The organism is Bacillus sp. FSL R5-0654 (assembly GCF_038008745.1).
In the GTDB taxonomy this organism is placed as follows: domain Bacteria; phylum Bacillota; class Bacilli; order Bacillales; family Bacillaceae; genus Bacillus; species Bacillus safensis.
The window spans coordinates 2,212,124-2,226,914 of the sequence record NZ_JBBOZV010000001.1 but is presented as its reverse complement, the minus strand read 5'-3'; the positions used below and the strand labels follow the sequence as shown (position 1 = coordinate 2,226,914).

Sequence of the window (14,791 nt, the reverse complement as noted above, 5' to 3'; positions counted from 1 at the left end):
AAAGTGGCAATTGAACAAATGAAAATGCCTCAGCTAGGTGAAAGTGTAACAGAAGGAACCATTAGCAAATGGCTCGTTTCACCTGGCGATCATGTGAATAAATACGATCCGATTGCGGAAGTCATGACAGATAAAGTGAACGCAGAAGTTCCGTCATCTTTTACAGGAACGATTACAAAGCTATCGGCTGAGGAAGGCGAAACGCTGCAAGTAGGAGAAGTGTTCTGTGAAATTGAAGTTGAAGGAAGCGAGCAGCAGAGCGAGAAAGAAGAAGCAGCACCTGAGCAAAGCGAAGCGCCTGAAGCAGATCAAACAAATGAGAATCAAAGTCAAAAGAAACGTTATTCTCCAGCCGTTCTTCGTTTAGCAGATGAGCATGGCATTGATTTAGCGGCTGTTCAAGGTACGGGAGCAGGCGGCCGAATCACTAGAAAAGATTTGCTGCAGCTCATTGAAAACGGCGGCGTCAAAGAGAAGACAGCACCTGTCAATGAACGTGCCGTTCAACCGGAGCCTGCGCAGTCTTCTCAAGCAAAAGCAGCACCTGCCGTCCCTTCTATGCCTGGTGATGTTGAGCTGCCAGTCACGCCGATCCGTCAGGCAATTGCGGCCAATATGCTGAGAAGCAAACATGAAATTCCGCATGCTTGGACGATGATGGAAGTCGATGTGACAAATCTAGTGACAAGAAGAAATCAGCTGAAGGATCAGTTTAAAGCAAAAGAAGGCTTTAACTTGACGTTCTTTGCGTTCTTTGTCAAAGCAGTGGCTCAGGCCTTAAAGGAATTCCCTGAAATGAACAGCATGTGGGCCGGAGATAAAATTGTGCAAAAGAAAGCAATCAATGTTTCGATTGCTGTCGCTACAGATGACGCGCTTTTTGTTCCAGTCATTAAGGATGCGGATGAAAAGACCATTAAGGGCATTGCCAAAGAAATTCATGAGCTGGCGTCTAAGGTGAGACAAGGGACGCTTAAGCAAAGTGATATGGAAGGCGGTACCTTCACTGTCAACAACACGGGATCATTTGGTTCGGTACAATCAATGGGAATCATTAATTATCCGCAAGCGGCGATTTTACAAGTAGAATCGATCGTGAAGCGTCCAATGATTGTAAACGGAATGATTGCGGCAAGAGACATGGTCAATCTTTGTCTTTCATTAGATCACAGAGTACTAGATGGTCTTGTATGCGGCAGATTCCTTCAGCGAATTAAACAAATCCTTGAAGGCATCGACGAGCAGACATCTGTTTATTAAAACAATATTTTCCCCCCTCCCGGTATGAGAGGGGGATTTCCACATCTAGGAGAAAGGAGCGATGATATGTCTGGACTAGATTTTTTTGCTTTTCTCACGATTGGTCTCATGTTTATCACAGCGATTGCCTTCGCTTTTCTGCGGTACATTTCTAAATCACGCAATCATCCTGAACGATTACTGCTTATCATATCGATCGTTTCAATCATTCAAATCGTGTACTGTCTGCTGATTGTCGGCGGGTTTAAAGGAGCAGCCAATAGCTTTTTAGGAATATCACTTCTCGCCGGGACGCTTCTCGGATATGCACTTGAATATTTATACAGACGCTATATCAAAAAAACGCCCGAATCAAAATGATGTCGGGCATTTTTTATTCTGCTGGAACAATAAAGGTCAAATGTTGTTTTAACACTTCTAAAGAAGAGGGGGCCGTCATATAAACTTCACCATCTGTATCAGCATCCATTTCCTCTTTTGTGTGGATATGAATACTGGACGCTTGAATGAGAGACAGATCGCCGGTGAAATCCTCCAGCTCTTCCCGGTTCATTGAGAAGATTTCTTTTAAAGCAGAGAAACTCGTATTTCTGCAAATTAAGATTTCTGCTTTTCCATCATCAATGGCTGCATGAGGCAAATCAATTCTATTTGTACCGATAAAATGTCCATTCATGACAAGAACGATGACAGCTTCCTCATCCCAGCTTTCCTCTTCCGTCTCAATACGTACGTGAAAAGGATCTGTTTGCTGCAAGGTGCGCAGCGCACTTGTGAAGTAGCTGATTTTGCCGAGTACGGCTTTTTCCTTGTCGTTAATATTGTTGGACGTGTCTGCGATCAGCCCAATTCCCCAAAAGTTTAACACGTATCGATCTTCTGCTTTGATTAAATCGACCTTTTTTTCTACGCCGTCTACAATCATTTGAGCGGCTTTTTGCATTTGTTGAGGAATACCAAGTGTTCTAGAAAAATCATTGCATGTCCCGCCTGGCAATATCGCTACAGCGGGCCTTTTTTCTAAACCGCCAATGCCGTTCATGCATTCATGCACGGTACCATCTCCGCCTAATATGATGAGCAATTCCACCGTTTCATCAATTTGACGGCAGAAATTATAAGCATCATTTGGCTGCTTTGTTGGTTTCAAAATGAGTTCATCAATATGTAGAGAAAGAAGAGGCACTGTTTGACCGAGTGTTTTTTCCATGTTTTTTTGTCCAGCATTTCCATTATAAATGAGCATCGCTTTTTTGAATTGTGCCATCACGCAGTTCTCCCTTTCATCTCTTTATCATCACTTTTCCCCAATTTGACAGCTCATAAACGATGTTCGGAAAAAGAGGCGGGAGGAAAAGACAACACATTTGCCCGCAGGCGTTTTCCTTGATATGATGGAGTTAAAATGGTTATGGTACGCAAAAGGAGTGGACGGACATGAATATTGATTTTAATTTATTTATGAATGATATTGTGAAACAAGCGAGAGAAGAAATTAAACAGGCAGGCTACACTGAGCTCACGTCAGCTGAAGAAGTAGACGAAGCACTGACTAAAAAAGGAACGGCACTTGTCATGGTGAATTCAGTATGCGGCTGTGCAGGCGGTATTGCAAGACCAGCTGCCGGCTATTCTGTTCATTACGATAAGCGTCCAGATCAATTGCTGACAGTGTTTGCTGGGCAGGACAAAGAGGCAACAGCAAGAGCCCGTGAATACTTTGAAGGCTTCCCGCCATCTTCACCATCTTTTGCCTTATTAAAAGATGGAAAAATCATCAAAATGGTCGAGCGTCATGAAATTGAAGGGCACGAGCCAATGGAAGTCGTTTCAAAACTACAAGCCGCTTTTGATGAGCATTGCGAAGAAATCTAACATATGACTTTTGGTTGAATAAATATAAAGCAGTCCGGTCTTTAGATCGGTCTGCTTTTTGTTTTATAAGACAAAAGAATCAAAATAATTTTAGCAAAATACTATTGCATCTTAAAAAGAAAGTGTTTAAAATACATTATAGTGAATAAATATTCAAATCAATACATGATTTTAAATACTGGGAGGCATCATCATATGAAAAAGTGGTTATTATTACTTATGACAGCTGGTCTTGCAGCTGCACTCGCAGCATGCGGAACTTCTTCTAATAATTCAAACGCATCAGGAGATGACAAGACACTCGTTATGGCGACATCAGCAGATTATCCGCCATTTGAATCAAAAGACGGAGATAAAATTGTCGGTTTTGATGTAGATCTTGCAACAGCACTAGCGAAAAAGAACGGCTACAAGCTAGAAATTCAAGATATGGACTTTGCTAGCCTTGTATCAGCCCTCAAAACAAACAAAGCTGATATTGTCCTTGCAGGAATGACACCTACAGAAAAACGTAAAAAGCAAGTTGATTTCTCTGATGTTTATTACAATGCTAAAAACTTGGTTGTATCAAAGAAATCTAGCGGTATTAAGGCAGAGAAAGATTTAAAAGACAAAACAGTCGGCGTTCAATTAGGTTCCATTCAACAGGATGAAGCAAATGGACTGCAAAAGAAATATAACCTAACAGTTGAAGACCGTAATAAAATTTCTGATATCATTCAAGAGATTAAAGCAGGCCGTTTTGATGCAGCAATTATTGAAGATAAAGTAGCTGCTGGTTACTTGAAAAAGGAAAAAGACTTCCAAGCATTTGGATTGAACAGCTCAAACGAAGGTTCAGCCATTGCATTCAAGAAAAACAGCGACTTAACAGCGAAATTTAATAAATCATTAAAAGAAATGAAAGATAATGGCGAACTTGATAAATTAATTAAAAAATGGTTTGCTGATGAAAAGTAAGTCAGGAAAAGGATCAGCGTCATTCCAGAAAATCAAGTAGAAAAGCGCTGAAAAGTTCAACTCATGTTGAACTTTTTTCCTGTTTTGTATGAAGGCAGAAAAAAGGAGAATGTCATGTTTGATTTTAAAGATGTAATACCTCAGATGCCCTTTATTCTAGAAGGACTTAAGGTCACGCTTTCTATAGTAGTGGTATCCCTTTTACTTGGATTTATCTTAGGAATTTTATTAACGCTTTGTAAAATTAGTGTGTTTAAGCCGCTCATTTGGCTTGCAGATTTTTATACGTCAATTTTCCGAGGCACACCGCTTGTGCTTCAATTGCTCATTATTTATTTTGGTCTGCCTCAGCTTCTTGGGTTTCAAATCGACCAATACTGGGCTGCTGTAGCGGCATTTTCACTCAACTCGGCGGCATACGTATCTGAAATTATTCGTGCGGGTATTAATGCCATTGATAAAGGTCAAAAAGAAGCAGCCGTTGCTTTAGGCATCCCTTATGCTAAAATGATGAAGGACTTATTGCTTCCGCAGGCGTTTAAAAATATTTCACCTGCACTTGTGAATGAGACGATTACACTGACAAAAGAATCAGCGATTGTAACAGTCATCGGACTGGGTGATGTCATGAGACGAGCCTATCAAGCAGGGGCCGTCACGTATAATTATCTTGAACCGCTTATTTTTGCGGGTCTTATCTATTATGTCATCGTGCTTGTTCTCACCTTTGTCGGCAAATCGGTGGAAAGGAAGTTAAAATCAAATGATTAAAATAGAGAAACTCACAAAATCTTTTGGTAAAAACGAAGTTTTAAAGGGGATCGACACCACCATTAAAGAAGGGGAAGTTGTTGCGGTTATTGGACCATCTGGTTCAGGAAAATCGACGTTCCTCCGCTGCATGAATTTACTTGAAAAGCCGACTTCTGGTGTCATTACGATTAAGGACACCGAAATCACCAATCCAAAAACGAATGCACTAAAAGTGCGTGAGAACATCGGAATGGTGTTTCAGCATTTCCATCTGTTCCCGCATAAAACGGTGCTGGAAAATATCACGTATGCGCCAATGAATGTGAAGAATCAATCGAAGGAAGACAGCATCAAGCAAGCTGAAGACCTGCTCAAAAAGGTAGGGCTTTTAGAGAAAAAAGATGATTTCCCGAACCGTCTGTCAGGCGGTCAAAAGCAGCGTGTAGCGATTGCGCGTGCGCTTGCGATGACACCAGACATTATGCTGTTTGACGAACCAACGTCTGCTCTAGATCCAGAAATGGTCAAGGAAGTATTAGAGGTCATGAAAGAGCTGGCTCAATCTGGAATGACACTCGTTATCGTCACACATGAAATGGGCTTTGCAAAAGAAGTGGCTGACCGCGTGATCTTTATGGATGATGGGAAAATTGTAGAGGATGCAAACCCTGTGCAATTTTTTGAATCACCGTCTTCACAGCGCGCAAAAGACTTTTTACAAAAAATATTATAAAGAAATAAGAGAAGGAGACTTAACATCTCCTTCTTTTTTTGATTATAATGGGGAAAGTAAAAAAAGTTCATCATTTCACAAAAGTGAATGGAAACAAGACAGAAAAGAGTGAATCACATCATGTTTAAAATCGGCTACCGAACGCTGAAAACAGCATTAGGAACAGCGATCGCTATTTATATTGCACAATTGCTTGGCTTGCAAAATTATTCAGCTGCCGGGATTATTACGATCCTGTGTATTCAGGTGACAAAGAAAAGATCCCTCTTAGCATCGGGAGCTCGCTTTGCAGCATGCAGTCTTGCTATTTTATTTTCTTATTTATTTTTCGATCTGATTGGGTATCATCCTTTTGTGATCGGTTTGATGCTGCTTGTCTTTATTCCGACAACGGTTTTGCTTCGAATTAAAGAAGGGATTGTCACAAGTTCAGTCATCATTCTCCATTTATACATGTCTGGCGGGATTACCCTGCATCTCATCTGGAATGAACTGCTGCTGATTACCATTGGTGTTGGGGTAGCGCTGATTATGAACCTCTATATGCCAAGTGTTGATAAAAAACTTAAACGCTACAGCGAACAGATTGAAGCCAACTTTGCTAAAATCTTTGAGGAAATCGAGCAATACTTAATGACAGGGAAACAAGACTGGACAGGAAAAGAAATACCAGAGACACATCAATTGATCAAAGAAGCGAAAGCTCTTGCATATCGTGATGTTGAAAACCATGTATTAAGACATGAAAACCTGTATTACCATTATTTCAACATGAGACAAAAGCAATTTGAAATCATTGAGCGTGTGCTGCCCAAAATTACGTCGATCTCCGTCACAACGGAGCATGGACAAATCATTGCAGAATACATTAGAGACTTACGCGAACATATTCACCCGGGGAACACAGCGCATAAGTTTTTAAGACGTCTCATTGATATGAAAGAAGAGTTCGATGCACTTCCGCTCCCGCAAACAAGAGAAGAATTTGAGGCAAGAGCGGCACTCTTTCATTTCCTCGGTGAAATGGAACAATATTTAGTACTGAAAAGCTATTTTAAAGGGATGAAAGAATAGAGACGCATGAGTTCCTCCTTCATTGGTCAATCTAATGAAAAAGGAGGAGCCTATGCGTCTTTTATTTTATACCGTACTGACCATGTCCCTTTCACCTATCTGGCCGCTTGGACAAAACCCGCTTCCAGGTGACCCGTTTGTCATCATTAATAAACAAACGAATGAACTTGCCTTCATTGATCAAGGGAAAATCCAAAAAGTATATCCTGCTTCAACAGGAAAAACAGCGGATTTAACGCCAGAAGGTGAATTTACGATTATGATCAAAGCGAAAGATCCCTATTACAGAAGAAAGAATATTGAAGGGGGTGCAAAGAATAACCCTCTTGGGCGAAGATGGATTGGATTTGATGCACGAGGAACAGATGGCAGAACCTACGGAATTCACGGAACGAGTGACGAAACATCGATTGGGAAATTTATCACAGCAGGCTGTGTAAGGCTTCATAATCAAGATGTAGAGCTTTTGTTTGATCAGCTTCCAATTGGCACCAAGGTATGGATTACAAAAACAAGTGCTTCCTTTGAAACGCTTGCCAAAGACAAACAGGCCATTCGTTGATATCGCGAATCACCTGCTTGTCTGCCTTTATTAAAACCTTATAAAAAGGCTGCTGCTCCTGCTAAAAGTGAAGAAACTAACAGCAGGCTAATCATAAGCAATACCATAAATTTCATGAATTTTTGAGACATATCGCACCCCTATAACCGAAGATTTTTGCGACAAGCGCACTTGTCTTTATTTTATCTGGTTTTTTCATATGCGACAAGTGATCAGCAAAGGAAGTGAACGGATGAACCAAATCGATCATATTGCCATTGCCGTCTATTCTATTAAAGAAACATCTCAAACGCTTCATCAGCTATTTAACTGGCATTTTTCAGACATACAAGAGATTCCTGAGCAGGAGATTAAAGCGTCCTTCGCTTCACTTGATGATCTGCACATTGAATTAATTGAGCCCATCTCAGCCCGCAGTAAACTACATACCTTTTTAACAAAAAGAGGAGAGGGCCTTCATCATATAGCGTTAAAGTCAGATGACATTCAGGCTGATCTTAGCCGTCTCGATCACCTTGGCGTGCAGCTTCTCCAAAAAAAAGCACAGATGGGCGCCAGCGGAAAGCAGATTGCCTTTATTTCACCTAAAGAAACGTCAGGTGTGTTATTTGAATTGTGCGGGTCCTTGAAAGGAGAGAAATATTGCGATGAATGAATCGTTCAATGACTTGTCTGAATGGCGGAATAAAGCGTTAATGGGCGGAGGCGAAAAACGAGCAGCGGCTCACAGAAGCAAAGGAAAGCTGACGGTTCAAGAGCGGCTGCATGAACTTCTTGACGAGGGCAGCTTGATGGAAATTCAGTCATTTGCAACAGGCGGTCTGTCAGAGCATGTTGGTGACGGAGTCGTCATTGGAACGGGACTCATTCACGGTAAGCCTGTCTGTGTTTATGCACAAGATGCAACCGTATATGGGGGCTCATTAGGCGAAATGCATGCGAAAAAAATTGCCTCTTTAATGGATCTGGCAGCTAAAAATCAGATGCCGGTCATCGGTCTAAAAGACTCAGGTGGTGCGAGAATTCAAGAGGGTGTGGTATCATTAGAAGGATACGGACAGATTTTTAAACGGAATGTGCTGTACTCTGGTCGAATCCCGCAAATATCAGTTATTTTAGGTTCATGTGCTGGAGGTGCAGTTTATTCTCCTGCATTGACTGATTTTGTCTTTATGACAGAGCAAACAGCTCACATGTTTTTAACTGGTCCGAAAGTAATAGAAAAGGCAACAGGAGAAACGGTCTGTCCTGACCGTCTTGGCGGTGCAAGTGTTCAGCATCAGACGAGCGGGAATGTGCACTATACTGGGAAAGATGAGAAGGACGTGTTAGAAGCGGTTCGAACTCTTTTAACGTACATACAAACGAAACAGCAGGCTGTCACACGCGCTGGGACGCGAAAGCATGATACCGCCGATCCAGGCGGCATCTTGCCAAAAGATCCCTCACGAACTTATGATGTCAAACAAGTGGTGACAGCGATAACCGATCCAGACTCATTCTTTGAAACGCAGCCTTGTTTCTCAAAAAATATTGTCACAGGCTTTGCCAGATTACAAGGAGCCTCCATTGGTGTTGTTGCCAATCAGCCAAAGGTGCTGGCAGGCAGCCTTGATCTTGACGCTGCCGATAAAGCGGCCAGGTTTATTCGATTTTGCGATGCGTTTCATATTCCGATCTTAACCCTTGTGGACGTTCCTGGTTTTTTACCAGGAGAAAAAGCCGAGCATGCGGGAATTATCCGCCATGGGGCAAAGCTTTTATATGCGTACGCTGAAGCAACCGTTCCAAAAATCACTGTGATTTTAAGAAAGGCGTTTGGCGGTGCATATGTCGCGATGAATAGCAAGGGCTTAGGCGCTGACTTTGTTTATGCATGGCCAGAAGCCGAAATTGATGTCATGGGGAAAACGTTCGCAGACGAAATCGTTCATCCTGCTTCGCGCAAGTCTGAAAACAAACCAAGTGTATGGAAAGCGGCTCAGGCAGGTCTGATAGATGATATTTTCATGCCAGCTGAAACGAGAGAGCGATTGATCCGCTCATTTGATGTGCTTCGCAGTAAGGAAGAAGATAGACCGTTAAAAAAGCATGGCAACATGCCGCTATAAGAGGAGGAGCATCATCATGATCAATGAAAAACGCTTACTAGACGAATTTTTAGAATTAGTTCAGATTGATTCAGAAACAAAACACGAAGAGAGAATTGTTGAAGTATTAAAAGAAAAATTCTCGCAGCTTGGTCTAAAAGTGATTGAAGACGATTCAAAAGCGGCAACAGGCCACGGTGCAGGCAATCTTGTCTGTACTTTAGAAGGGAATCAAGAGGCAGATACAATTTATTTCACTTCCCATATGGATACAGTTGTACCGGGAAATGGCGTAAAACCAGTCATTGAGGACGGCTATGTGAAAACAGATGGAACAACGATTCTTGGTGCTGACGATAAAACAGGACTTGCTGCTATGCTTGAGGCGATCCGCGTGCTGAAAGAGAAAAATTTACCGCATGGGACAATTGAATTTGTGATCACAGCAGGCGAGGAATCAGGACTTGTTGGAGCAAAAGCGTTAGATCCGAATTTGATGAAAGCGAAATACGGCTATGCCCTTGATTCAGATGGCAAGGTTGGTACGATTATTGTAGCTGCACCAACACAGGCAAAAGTACGCGCAACGATTTACGGAAAAACCGCTCACGCAGGTGTCGCGCCAGAAAAAGGTGTGTCTGCGATTACCATTGCATCAAAAGCAATTGCCAGCATGCCGCTTGGCCGGATTGATGAAGAAACAACGGCCAATATCGGCCGTTTTGAAGGCGGAACACAAACGAATATTGTGTGCGATCAAGTCGATATTTTGGCGGAAGCACGCTCTTTAGAACCAGCAAAAATGGAAGCTCAAGTAGCGAAGATGAAAGAAGCCTTTGAAAAAACCGCTAAAGAAATGGGAGGAAGTGCCGATGTACAAATTGACATCATGTATCCAGGCTTCAAATTCTCACACGGCGATCAAGTCGTAGAAGTGGCGAAAAAAGCGGCAGCAAAAATTGGCCGTCCTTCAGAACTGCAGACGAGCGGCGGAGGCAGTGATGCAAACGTCATTGCAGGCAACGGCGTCCCAACTGTCAACCTAGCTGTTGGATATGAAGATATTCATACGAAAAATGAGAAAATGCCGATTGAAGAATTAGTCAAAACAGCTGAAATGGTTCTCGCCATTATCGAAGAAACGACAAATCCATCGTAAAGGCAGGAGACTCTGTGAGCACGCAAAAGATTATTATTTTTCAGGTGGGGCAAGAGGAGTTTGGCATCAGTGTAGAGCATATTCGTTCGATTGAGAAGGTCCCTTACTTACAAGAAGTATCGAACCTTCCAAAAGAAATTAAAGGGCTGATGTCATTAAGAGGAGAGGTCATTCCTGTTAGTGACACAGGCGTGATGCTTCACGGAAAGCCTCTTGATGTGAACGAGCAGTCCAAGGTGCTGCTATTTGAAGTAAACGATCAAATGATTGGCTGTCTTGTCTCAGATGCAAAAGATATCATCGATATCGAGCAAAGCGAGATCAAGCCATTTCATATGAACACGAAGGCCTCTGAATATTTCTTCGGCGTTGTGGAGAGAGAAAACAAAATGATTTTACAAGTGGACCCAAATAAGTTCCTTGGGAAAATTGAGGACCTCGATCAATTGCCAGACCGGTTGAAAGAAGAATTGGCATAATGAAAAGCCCCTTATCCTTTAGATAAGGGGCTTAATTTTATTCAGCAGCTGGTTTGGCTTGTTCGTTAGCCGCAGCTTTCGTTTTTGATTTTTGGTACATGACATTTAAAATAATCGTTTGAATCGTGAGTAGTAGTCCGCTTGTCATCCAGTATAAAGGAAGAGCAGCGGGTGCATTGATTGAAAGAAACAGCATCATGATTGGGAAAATCATGCCCATTACTTTCGCTTGCTTCAGCGCAGCCTCTGTCTGGGTGCCTGATTGCTTCGCATATTTTTGTGTGACATAAAATTGCAAGAAATACATAGCCCCTGCAAAGACTGCCACCAATAAATCGGTTTGTCCCAAGTTAAACCATAAGAACGTATGAGTTGCGATCTCAGGTGTTGAGCGGATCGCTGAGTAAAAGCCAAGAACAATTGGAATTTGAATCAGCATAGGCAGACAGCCCATTGCCAGCGGGTTCACATTGTTCTCTTTATATACTTTCATCATTTCCATTTGCAGTTCTTTTTGTTTTTCAGGATCTTTTGTTTTCTTCAGTTTGCTTTGTATTTGGTCAATCTGAGGTTTCACCAGTGCCATTTTTTCCTGCATGACTCGTTGCTTCTTAAATTGGTTCGCAAAAAGCGGGAAAATCAGCAGGCGGACAATCAAGGTGACGAACATAATGGATAAACCATAATCATCATGGAAAAAGTTCGCAAGCCAAATGATCAGCTCAGAAAAAGGCTGAACAAAATAATGATGGAAAAACCCATCAGAGCTCGTATTCGTTTGCGCACTCGCTGCAAATGCAGGTGACGCAATCATCATCAAACATAAAGTCGTAAAAACAGTCAATAAACGTTTCAATTCGTTTCCTCCTCATGATTAAAAAAATTTAATTAGTGAGAGGAAGCGAATGGTCTTCATCATCATTTGATGATCGTTTCATTCGAATGACTTTACTAATCCAAGTTGTAATGCGATCGTATATGATAAACAGAAAGTCTGTTCGATTCAAGCAAGATGCGTCCAACTCTTCCAAACGATGTCCACCAAGGTGTTCGTTCATACGGCAGTCTTTTAGTAAAAACGCAATGCCGATGGCCGTCAGCGCTGGAAGAATAATCGTAAAGAATTCAACAAGGAAAAAGACTTCATTGAATGTATCAATAATCATGATTATCACATCCATTTCATTAATCACAGTGTACTATACACATGGTTAAATGTCTAACACAACCACGTGTTTTCTCTATTAAATAAAATCCCTTATTTTGTATAAAATAGTAAATGTCATCCAAACTTCATATTTCCTATCCTATAATGAGGGGGATAAAAGAAATGGAGGTTTTGAATATGACAAGTATTTATCCAAAGTTTCGAGCAGCGGCGGTACAAGCAGCACCTGTCTACTTAAATTTGGAAGCAACCGTTGAGAAATCATGTGAACTGATAGACGAGGCAGCTTCAAATGGTGCAAAGCTTGTGGCATTCCCAGAAGCATTTTTACCTGGTTATCCTTGGTTTGCTTTTATTGGTCATCCAGAATATACGAGAAAGTTCTATCATGAATTATATAAAAATGCCGTTGAAATCCCTAGCTTAGCCATTCAAAAAATCAGTGAGGCAGCAAAAAGAAATGAAACGTACGTTTGTATATCATGCAGTGAAAAAGATGGCGGCTCTCTCTATTTAGCTCAGCTTTGGTTTAATCCAAATGGGGATTTAATAGGAAAACACCGGAAAATGAGAGCTTCTGTAGCAGAAAGACTCATTTGGGGGGATGGAAGTGGAAGTATGATGCCGGTCTTTCAAACTGACATTGGAAACCTTGGCGGATTGATGTGCTGGGAGCATCAAGTCCCGCTTGATCTTATGGCGATGAATGCTCAAAATGAGCAGGTACATGTAGCCTCTTGGCCAGGTTATTTTGACGATGAAATTTCAAGCAGATATTATGCCATCGCGACACAGACATTTGTGCTGATGACATCATCTATATATACGGAAGAAATGAAAGAAATGATTTGTTTAACGCAGGAGCAAAGAGATTACTTTGAAACATTTAAGAGCGGGCATACGTGTATTTACGGGCCGGACGGGGAACCGATCAGTGATATGGTTCCTGCTGAAACGGAAGGAATTGCTTACGCTGAAATTGATGTAGAAAGAGTCATTGATTACAAGTATTATATTGATCCGGCTGGACACTACTCCAATCAAAGTTTGAGTATGAATTTTCATCAACAGCCCAATCCGGTGGTAAAACATTTACATCATCAAAAAAATGAAGTATTCACATATGAGGACATTCAATATCAACATGGTATACTTGAAGAAAAAGTGTAAATGAACGTGAAACCCAGCGCGCAGACAAACCCTCGCATTCGGCTAGACTGCATAGGTTTTTGATCACGCTGAAAAGAAGACTAAGGCTAAAATCAAGATCATTTTAGCCCTTTGTTAACAGTCTGGCCTTCTCTTTTTTAGAGAAGGTTTTTTTAAGGAAAGATGAAATAAATCAATGTATAATTGAACATAAAAGAGAGCAATCATGTTTGATATATTAGGAAACAGCTGATCAAAATACAGGTAGACAAGAAAATGGGGTTATGCCAATGTCAAATATTATTTTTCATATAGACATGAATGCTTTTTATGCCAATGTAGAAATGGCGTATGATCCTTCTTTGCGAGGGAAACCTTTAGCCATCAGCGGAAATGCAAAAGAGCGTAAAGGGATTGTTGTGACGTGCAGCTACGAGGCAAGAGCACTAGGTGTGAAGCCCCCGATGCCTTTGTGGGAGGCGAAGCGGCTATGTCCGGGACTCATTGTCCGCACACCGAACTTTGACCGGTACCGCAGCTCCTCACAAGAGATGTTTACAATACTAAGAGAATACAGTGATTTAGTCGAACCTGTATCGATTGATGAGGGCTATATTGATTTAACACATACGCCATATGCCGAGCATGCGGTAAAAACGGCTCATGATATTCAAACAAGGCTTGTAGAGGAACTGATGCTTCCTTCAAGTATCGGCATTGCACCGAATAAATTTTTAGCGAAAATGGCGTCTAATTGGAAAAAGCCAATGGGCATCACCATATTGCGTAAACGAGATGTTCCGAACATGCTCTGGCCGCTCCCTGCTGGTGATATGCACGGGGTTGGACAAAAAACGGCAGAGAAATTAAAAAAAATCGGAATTCATACCATTGAAGACTTAGCGAAAGCGAATGAGTATACGCTAAAAGAATTGCTTGGCATTAATGGACCGAGATTAAAGCAAAAGGCGAATGGTGAACATGACGGCATCGTAGACCCAGAAAGAATATACGAATTTAAATCCGTCGGCAATTCATCTACTCTTCCTCATGATTCGGATGATTCAGATGAACTTGTCACGTTAATTGATAAGCTGTCACAATCTGTGAGTGCAAGGTTAAGGAGAAAAGAAGTGATGGCGAACCGGCTGCTCATCATGATTCGGTATGCAAGCTGGAAAAATATCACGCGAAGTGTCATGCTCACAAATCCAACGGATCGAAAGGAAGACATATTTGAAGCGGCAAAGCAGTTATTCCTTAAACATTGGAATGACCAGCCAGTGAGGCTCTTAGGTGTGACGGGGACAGACCTTGTCGAACGAAAAGCAGCTGTTAAACAGCTTGATTTATTTTCATATACAGAAGATGCAAAAGAAGAGCCTCTCCAAACCATTTTAGATGGACTGAAAGAAAAATATGGAAAGTCATTGGTGCAAAGAGGGATCACTATTAAGGAAAAAGAGAGCAAAACAAGCGGGACAAGTTTTAATAAAGATTTTTTTCAGGACGAAAGAGGAAATGACTAG

The 14,791-nt window shown here is 41.6% G+C and carries 18 protein-coding genes; 14 read left to right on the top strand and 4 right to left on the bottom strand.

Features of this window, described 5'->3' with window-relative positions:
• Window positions 1–3 precede the first annotated feature (3 nt).
• Window positions 4–1,260, top strand: a complete 1,257-nt coding sequence (locus tag NSS76_RS11190; protein WP_122631083.1) for a dihydrolipoamide acetyltransferase family protein — start codon at window positions 4–6, stop codon at window positions 1,258–1,260.
• A 66-nt stretch (window positions 1,261–1,326) separates the two neighbouring features.
• Window positions 1,327–1,620 (top strand): YesK family protein, encoded by a 294-nt coding sequence (locus NSS76_RS11185; RefSeq protein WP_024428019.1) that lies wholly within the window; start codon window positions 1,327–1,329, stop codon window positions 1,618–1,620.
• A 13-nt stretch (window positions 1,621–1,633) separates the two neighbouring features.
• Here NSS76_RS11185 and NSS76_RS11180 read toward each other — a convergent pair whose 3' ends face one another.
• The gene (locus NSS76_RS11180; protein WP_198456933.1) at window positions 1,634–2,527 is read right to left on the bottom strand and encodes a YegS/Rv2252/BmrU family lipid kinase; all 894 of its coding nucleotides are present in this window, start codon (window positions 2,525–2,527) and stop codon (window positions 1,634–1,636) included.
• A 170-nt stretch (window positions 2,528–2,697) separates the two neighbouring features.
• On the opposite strand from NSS76_RS11180, the gene NSS76_RS11175 reads away from it, so the two are divergent.
• From NSS76_RS11175 to NSS76_RS11150, 6 genes are all read left to right on the top strand, one after another.
• Window positions 2,698–3,135 (top strand): BrxA/BrxB family bacilliredoxin, encoded by a 438-nt coding sequence (locus NSS76_RS11175; protein WP_024428021.1) that lies wholly within the window; start codon window positions 2,698–2,700, stop codon window positions 3,133–3,135.
• A 195-nt stretch (window positions 3,136–3,330) separates the two neighbouring features.
• Window positions 3,331–4,095, top strand: coding sequence for a transporter substrate-binding domain-containing protein (locus NSS76_RS11170; protein WP_024422920.1), 765 nt, complete (start codon window positions 3,331–3,333; stop codon window positions 4,093–4,095).
• Between the two features lie 114 nt (window positions 4,096–4,209).
• A complete protein-coding gene (locus NSS76_RS11165) occupies window positions 4,210–4,866 on the top strand; it encodes an amino acid ABC transporter permease (protein ID WP_024422919.1) in 657 nt (218 codons plus the stop codon).
• Window positions 4,859–5,581, top strand: a complete 723-nt coding sequence (locus NSS76_RS11160; RefSeq protein WP_024422918.1) for an amino acid ABC transporter ATP-binding protein — start codon at window positions 4,859–4,861, stop codon at window positions 5,579–5,581. The genes NSS76_RS11165 and NSS76_RS11160 overlap by 8 nt, the downstream gene beginning before the upstream one ends.
• Before the next feature lie 120 nt (window positions 5,582–5,701).
• Entirely contained in the window at window positions 5,702–6,655 is a 954-nt protein-coding gene (locus tag NSS76_RS11155; protein WP_024422917.1) for an aromatic acid exporter family protein, read from the top strand.
• A 52-nt stretch (window positions 6,656–6,707) separates the two neighbouring features.
• Window positions 6,708–7,217 carry a L,D-transpeptidase gene (locus NSS76_RS11150; protein ID WP_198456934.1) on the top strand — a complete coding sequence of 170 codons (510 nt, stop codon included), beginning with the start codon at window positions 6,708–6,710 and terminating at the stop codon, window positions 7,215–7,217.
• A gap of 38 nt (window positions 7,218–7,255) precedes the next feature.
• On the opposite strand, the gene prli42 is transcribed toward NSS76_RS11150, so the two are convergent.
• Window positions 7,256–7,348 (bottom strand): stressosome-associated protein Prli42, encoded by a 93-nt coding sequence (gene prli42 / locus NSS76_RS11145; RefSeq protein ID WP_149126490.1) that lies wholly within the window; start codon window positions 7,346–7,348, stop codon window positions 7,256–7,258.
• A 101-nt stretch (window positions 7,349–7,449) separates the two neighbouring features.
• Here prli42 and mce point away from each other — a divergent pair, with 101 nt between their 5' ends.
• From mce to NSS76_RS11125, 4 genes are read left to right on the top strand one after another with little or no spacing between them, the layout of a single operon-like run.
• Window positions 7,450–7,872 carry a methylmalonyl-CoA epimerase gene (mce, locus tag NSS76_RS11140; protein WP_044332745.1) on the top strand — a complete coding sequence of 141 codons (423 nt, stop codon included), beginning with the start codon at window positions 7,450–7,452 and terminating at the stop codon, window positions 7,870–7,872.
• Window positions 7,865–9,328: an acyl-CoA carboxylase subunit beta gene (locus tag NSS76_RS11135; RefSeq protein WP_341082248.1), complete on the top strand. Its 1,464-nt coding sequence runs from the start codon at window positions 7,865–7,867 to the stop codon at window positions 9,326–9,328. Before mce ends, NSS76_RS11135 begins: the two co-directional genes overlap by 8 nt.
• A gap of 16 nt (window positions 9,329–9,344) precedes the next feature.
• Window positions 9,345–10,466 (top strand): M20/M25/M40 family metallo-hydrolase, encoded by a 1,122-nt coding sequence (locus NSS76_RS11130; RefSeq protein WP_341082247.1) that lies wholly within the window; start codon window positions 9,345–9,347, stop codon window positions 10,464–10,466.
• A 14-nt stretch (window positions 10,467–10,480) separates the two neighbouring features.
• The gene (locus tag NSS76_RS11125) at window positions 10,481–10,945 is read left to right on the top strand and encodes a chemotaxis protein CheW (RefSeq protein WP_024422912.1); all 465 of its coding nucleotides are present in this window, start codon (window positions 10,481–10,483) and stop codon (window positions 10,943–10,945) included.
• 37 nt (window positions 10,946–10,982) lie between these two features.
• Here NSS76_RS11125 and NSS76_RS11120 read toward each other — a convergent pair whose 3' ends face one another.
• Both NSS76_RS11120 and NSS76_RS11115 read right to left on the bottom strand, forming a co-directional pair.
• Complete coding sequence (locus NSS76_RS11120) at window positions 10,983–11,801, bottom strand: membrane protein insertase YidC (protein WP_025093006.1); 819 nt, start codon at window positions 11,799–11,801, stop codon at window positions 10,983–10,985.
• 28 nt (window positions 11,802–11,829) lie between these two features.
• The gene (locus NSS76_RS11115; RefSeq protein ID WP_024422910.1) at window positions 11,830–12,111 is read right to left on the bottom strand and encodes a hypothetical protein; all 282 of its coding nucleotides are present in this window, start codon (window positions 12,109–12,111) and stop codon (window positions 11,830–11,832) included.
• A 164-nt stretch (window positions 12,112–12,275) separates the two neighbouring features.
• Between NSS76_RS11115 and NSS76_RS11110 the strand changes: the two genes are divergently transcribed.
• Both NSS76_RS11110 and NSS76_RS11105 read left to right on the top strand, forming a co-directional pair.
• A complete protein-coding gene (locus tag NSS76_RS11110; protein ID WP_029706059.1) occupies window positions 12,276–13,283 on the top strand; it encodes a carbon-nitrogen hydrolase family protein in 1,008 nt (335 codons plus the stop codon).
• A 263-nt stretch (window positions 13,284–13,546) separates the two neighbouring features.
• Window positions 13,547–14,791, top strand: coding sequence for a DNA polymerase IV (locus NSS76_RS11105; protein ID WP_024422908.1), 1,245 nt, complete (start codon window positions 13,547–13,549; stop codon window positions 14,789–14,791).